Source organism: Streptomyces caeni (genome assembly GCF_042678285.1).
Taxonomy (GTDB): Bacteria; Actinomycetota; Actinomycetes; order Streptomycetales; family Streptomycetaceae; genus Streptomyces; species Streptomyces caeni.
This window is the reverse complement of sequence record NZ_JBHUDX010000101.1, coordinates 1-3,282: the sequence shown is the minus strand read 5'-3', so window position 1 is coordinate 3,282 and position 3,282 is coordinate 1. Positions and strand designations below refer to the sequence as shown.

Annotated in this window: 6 protein-coding genes; 4 read left to right on the top strand and 2 right to left on the bottom strand. The window is 71.1% G+C overall.

The window, feature by feature from the left end; all coding sequences use genetic code 11:
• The coding region (locus ACFSL4_RS32310; protein ID WP_381090904.1) for an acyl-CoA carboxylase epsilon subunit at positions 1 to 173 on the top strand (173 nt) is incomplete at its 5' end.
• A 27-nt stretch (positions 174 to 200) separates the two neighbouring features.
• Here ACFSL4_RS32310 and ACFSL4_RS32305 read toward each other — a convergent pair.
• Entirely contained in the window at positions 201 to 1,331 is a 1,131-nt protein-coding gene (locus tag ACFSL4_RS32305; RefSeq protein ID WP_381090901.1) for an SGNH/GDSL hydrolase family protein, read from the bottom strand.
• Between the two features lie 154 nt (positions 1,332 to 1,485).
• Between ACFSL4_RS32305 and mmpB the strand changes: the two genes are divergently transcribed.
• Entirely contained in the window at positions 1,486 to 1,614 is a 129-nt protein-coding gene (gene mmpB, locus ACFSL4_RS32300) for a morphogenic membrane protein MmpB (RefSeq protein ID WP_351235935.1), read from the top strand.
• A gap of 22 nt (positions 1,615 to 1,636) precedes the next feature.
• A complete protein-coding gene (locus ACFSL4_RS32295) occupies positions 1,637 to 2,257 on the top strand; it encodes a Maf family protein (protein ID WP_381090898.1) in 621 nt (206 codons plus the stop codon).
• Positions 2,258 to 2,340: 83 nt separating this feature from the next.
• Here ACFSL4_RS32295 and ACFSL4_RS32290 read toward each other — a convergent pair whose 3' ends face one another.
• Positions 2,341 to 2,856: a hypothetical protein gene (locus ACFSL4_RS32290; protein WP_381090895.1), complete on the bottom strand. Its 516-nt coding sequence runs from the start codon at positions 2,854 to 2,856 to the stop codon at positions 2,341 to 2,343.
• A 363-nt stretch (positions 2,857 to 3,219) separates the two neighbouring features.
• Between ACFSL4_RS32290 and ACFSL4_RS32285 the strand changes: the two genes are divergently transcribed.
• Positions 3,220 to 3,282: biotin carboxylase N-terminal domain-containing protein (locus ACFSL4_RS32285; protein ID WP_344069737.1), on the top strand; the 63-nt coding region annotated here is incomplete at its 3' end.

Here is a 3,282-nt window from a genome sequence, read left to right as displayed (position 1 = left end):
AGGAGCTCGCCGCCGCCCTGGCGGTGGTCCGAGCCCGCGCCGCAGCGGCCGCCTCCATACCGCCGGGCGCGGCGCGGCAACGGGACTCCTGGGCCGACCCGGCCCGTATCGCCTCCCGCCGGCTGCCCGAGCCGGGCCCGACGGCATGGAGCCGCACCTACTGGCCCGGCTGACGGCCGCGCCCGTGCGGCCCGGCCGGCCTACAGCGCCTTCGCGACGGCTTCGGCCATCACCGCGTGTCCCGCGTCGTTCGGGTGCAGGTGATCGCCGAAGTCGTACGCCGGGTGCAGCCGGTCCGGGTCGGCCGGATCCGCCAGGATGCGGTGGAGGTCGACGACCGCGTCGTACTCCCCCGAGCACCGGATCCAGTCGTTCAGCTCGTGGCTCACCTCCGCCGCGTGCTCGCCCCAGTGGTCGGAGCCCCCGAAGGGGAGCAGGGTCGCGCCGACCGCCCGCAGGCCCCTCGCGCGCGCCTGGCGGATGACGTCCCGGTGGCCGTCGACGAGTTCGGCGGCCTCCACCACGGGCGCGGGCTTGTACGTCGGCTGCCGGTCCGTCTCGCTGAAGCCGATGTCGTTCAGACCGAGCAGGACCACCAGCGTGTCCACGCCCGGGTGGTCGAGGACGTCCCGGGCGACGCGGTGGACGGCCTTCTCGCCGTACCACGCCGAGTCGTTCAGCAGCAGGTTCCCGCCGATGCCGGCATTGAGTGCGGGCCGCCCGGTGCGTTCGGCGAGGGCGTCGGACCAGCGGCGGTTCGCGCCCGGGGTGGAGCCGAAGCCGTCGGCGATGGAGTCGCCGAGGACGGCGATGCCGTCCCGGCGGCCGGAGTCGGTCTCGACGGCCGACAGGACGTACCAGGACTCGGAGGACTCCCCGAAGCCCGCTCCGCCGGCCTCCTCCAGCCGGTCGCCCGCGCCACGGTAGCTGGTCGCGAACGCCTGCGCGTGGAAGGTGGCCGGGCCGGTCGCGGCGTCGAAGTACAGGGTGACGGTGATCGAGGTCCCCGGCCGGGTGGCGAGTTCGGCGGCGTCACTGACGATCTGGCCCCGGGCGGGGACCTGCACGGCCCGCACCCCGCCGAAGGTGAGCCGCCGTACCGTGCCCGGCGCGACGGCCGCCCCGTCGGCGGCACGGGCGACGGTGGCCCCGGCGATCCTCAGCGGCGAGGTCCCGTACGTGTGGGAGAGCCGGACGCGGACCCGGCTCCCACCCGCGGTGAGCCGGACGACCTGGCGCAGCGACTGGCGCCAGAAGCCCTCCCGGGACCAGTTGGGGGTGAAGCCCTCGCTGGGGAGCTGGGGTGATGCGGTCCAGGCGGTGGTGAACACGGCAGCCTTCCCTTCCAAACAGAACTGCATTCCCTTTAGTAATGGACAGGACGCTAGCAGCCGGACCGGCATTAATGAAACAGCAGACCCGTTTGGGAAAGTTGAGTACGCGTACTCAGGCGCCCGAGCGCCCCACCGTCGGACGATCGACGGCATGCTGTGGTCCGACCCCGAGAACGAGCCGCCCAAGGAACTCCGCGACATGCAGGAGATGTTGCGGCGGCTGGGGGTCCTCATGGCGCTGGCCATGCTGCTGACGATGATCGTCATCGGCATCCGGTGAAGGGCGCCGATACGCTGAGCACATGACCGATCAGCTCCGTCGCCGTCTCGTCCTCGCCTCCCAGTCACCCGCCCGGCTCGGACTGCTCCGGCAGGCCGGGTTCGACCCCGACGTCGTCGTGAGCGGCGTCGACGAGGAGGGCGTCAGCGCACCCACGCCCGCGGAACTCGCGCTCGCGCTGGCAGAGGCGAAAGCCTCCGTGGTGGCGGCGAGGCCGGAGGTCATGGGCGCGCTGGTGATCGGCTGCGACTCTGTGCTCGACCTGGACGGCGAGGCGCTCGGCAAGCCCGCGGACGCGGAGGAGGCGACGGCCCGCTGGAAGTCGATGCGCGGCCGGGCGGGCACGCTGCAGACCGGCCACTGCGTCTACGACACGCTCAGCGGCCGGTACGCGTCAGCGACGGCGTCCACCGTGGTCCGCTTCGGCGAGCCGACGGACGAGGAGATCGCCGCCTACGTCGCCTCCGGAGAACCGCTCTCCGTGGCCGGGGCGTTCACGCTCGACGGCCGCTCGGCACCCTTCATCGACGGCATCGACGGCGACCACGGCAACGTCATCGGCATCTCCCTGCCGCTGGTCCGCCGGCTGCTGGTCGAACTGGGCGTCCGGATCACCGAATTGTGGGCGCCGCGGGAGCCGTGAGCACGGGCCGGCCGGGGCCGGCCGGGGTGCCGGGGGAAGCCCGCAACGGTCGGAAACTCAGGGTCCGGCAAAGCGGGCCGCGGTCAGGGGGTGACCGGTGCCGGGCCGCCGTTCTCGGGGGTGCCGCCCTGCTCCGGGACCGACTGCCCGGTGCCGCCGTCACCCTCGGTACCGCTCTCGGCGGGCGGCGTGTCGGCCGGGCCCTCGCGGCGGTCGTCGTATGTCATGAGGGTGAGCAGGATCAGTCCGAGCACCACCATCATGAACGCGAACGCACCCCAGCCGACCGGACCGACCGTGAAGGCGCCGAGCAGGCCGTGCACCACGGCGGCGCTGATCAGGAGGATGCGCCAGATACCGGACGGTGAGCGGTCACGCACGGCGACGAGCAGGGCGGCGAGCCCGCACACCGCGAAGTAGAGTCCGAAGGCGACGCCGCCCGCCTTCGACGACACGGACATCGCGTTCGGGTCCAGCCCGGCCAGGGACATGTCCTGACGGGCGACGACCATCCCGAGGAACCAGTTCAGCAGCGCGATGCCGAACGCCTCCACGAAGAGGACGACGGCCAAGGTCCATGCCACCGGTCTGCGGACCACCAGCCCCCACCCACCTTCGACGCGCGCTGACTGTTACCCCAAGTACGTCCGAGCCATGCGAACGCTACTAACGAGTAAACCTGGGGACAAGAGGTCCGGCACGGGCAAAGATTCGTTGGGCCATTAGTAGGGACTCCACAAAGAAACACGATGGTCGGCGGGACTACTTCATAGAGACCTTGACCACACGGGAAGGCTAGGGTTTTGCGGTGGATTCCCCTGCGCGGCGGTGCGACAAGGGATTTCACAGCTTGAGTGAGCCTCGTTTCACGCTCCGTGTGGGCAAGCTCACCACTGGGGACGGGTCGAAACGTCGTGTCGGCAGTCCCTAAACTCGGCTTGTTTCAAGGAGAGGGAGCCATCGTGCGCAAGGTGTTGATCGCCAACCGTGGCGAAATCGCTGTCCGTGTCGCCCGGGCCTGCCGT

What these genes read in the sequence shown, in the direction of transcription:
- mmpB (WP_351235935.1), top strand. Translation starts at nt 1,486, where the DNA reads ATGCTGTGGTCCGACCCCGAGAACGAGCCGCCCAAGGAACTCCGCGAC.
- ACFSL4_RS32295 (WP_381090898.1), top strand. Translation starts at nt 1,637, where the DNA reads ATGACCGATCAGCTCCGTCGCCGTCTCGTCCTCGCCTCCCAGTCACCC.